Origin of the sequence: Dissulfurispira sp. (genome assembly GCF_036745535.1) — a bacterium.
Taxonomy (GTDB): domain Bacteria; phylum Nitrospirota; class Thermodesulfovibrionia; order Thermodesulfovibrionales; family Dissulfurispiraceae; genus Dissulfurispira.
The window spans coordinates 1-1413 of the sequence record NZ_DAIOFX010000184.1; the positions used below are offsets into that span (position 1 = coordinate 1).

Genomic DNA, 1413 nt, shown 5'->3' on the forward strand with positions numbered 1-1413 from the left:
ACCGTAGGGCTTTTGAGCAAATTTTATGCAGAGGCCATTGAGGGCATAGACGGAAAACCTGTGGAGGCGATAGAGGCAACAGGAAGTCATGGGTTAGGCGTCATCAGACATGCCGTACTTCCGCAGGCATTCCCATTATTTATGGGATATAACCTGTATCTGTTAGACCACAATATCAGGGCTGCCATGGTATTGGGACTGGTAGGGGCAGGAGGTCTAGGGGTGGAGCTCTTTACACAGATGAGATCATTCAATTACCAGAAGGCAGCAGCAATTCTAATAATCATCTTTGCAATCATAACCGTCATAGACAGAGTATCAGCCAATTTAAGAAAAGATATAATCAATGGAAAATTTCTGAGTAGAGAAAACAGATATAAAGACAGCTTGTTGCTGCTGATTATATCAGTGATTGCTATATTATCCCTATACTTCATACCTGTAAATTTTAAGGAGATAGCTTATGGCATACCGAGAATATGGGAATTTTTAAAAGGCATATTCCCGCCTGATTTCTCCGGCATATCCGTCTATGTAAAATTGATGCTGGAAACTGTTGGAATGGGAATAAGCGGCACATTCCTTGCCATTCTAATATCCATTCCCATGGGTGCGCTCTCAGCGAGGAATGTAATACACGCTCCTGTTATCTATAACATAATGAAGGAGATTTCCAATTTTTTCAGGGCAATGCCTGAACTCATGTTTGCCCTTATATTTGTTGCCGCAGTTGGTCTTGGTCCTTTTGCAGGAGTCCTGGCAATTGCAATTCACACAGCAGATTTCTTGGAAAGTTTTATGCAGAGGCAATTGAAAATGTAGATCCGAAACCGGTTGAGGCGATTGAGGCAACCGGTGCAAGGTTCATTCAGAGGATAAGCCATTCTGTCTTCCCGCAGGTTATGCCCCTGTTTAACAGCTACAACCTTTACATCCTCGACAGGAATATCAGGGCGTCAACAGTTATGGGAATAGTAGGTGCAGGAGGAATCGGCTTTGATCTTGTCATGAGCATGAAGCTCTTTGAGTATCAGAAGACTGCAACCCTGATACTTATAATCCTTCTTACCGTCATGCTCGTTGACCGGCTCTCTTCATACTTAAGAAAGAAGGTGGTGTAGCGATGGAGTTATGGAGTAGTGGAGTGATGGAAATTAATTCAGTAATAACGAAGATGGATGAAAAATCCATTGAGGAATTGATTGCCCTCATACCGCAGGAAGAAATCAATATCATAAAAAAACCTCAAACAGGGCTTTTGATGATGGCGGCAAATGATTCATTTGGTGCAGATTTTTATCTTGGAGAGATACTCGTTACTGAAGCGGAGGTGAATATTCGGGCAAGACCGGATATGCAATGATGATGGGCGATGAACCTGAAATGACGCTGGCAGCGGCCTCGGTGGACGCG

3 protein-coding genes are annotated in these 1413 nt (G+C 43.2%); all 3 read left to right on the forward strand.

The window, feature by feature from the left end:
• A partial coding sequence (locus V7L97_RS12710) for an ABC transporter permease subunit (protein WP_333656570.1) occupies positions 1–822 on the forward strand: 822 nt, incomplete at its 5' end.
• 20 nt (positions 823–842) lie between these two features.
• A complete protein-coding gene (locus V7L97_RS12715) occupies positions 843–1121 on the forward strand; it encodes a PhnE/PtxC family ABC transporter permease (protein ID WP_333656574.1) in 279 nt (92 codons plus the stop codon).
• Positions 1122–1147: 26 nt separating this feature from the next.
• Positions 1148–1363 carry a phosphonate C-P lyase system protein PhnG gene (locus V7L97_RS12720; protein ID WP_333656572.1) on the forward strand — a complete coding sequence of 72 codons (216 nt, stop codon included), beginning with the start codon at positions 1148–1150 and terminating at the stop codon, positions 1361–1363.
• The last annotated feature ends 50 nt before the right edge of the window (positions 1364–1413 follow it).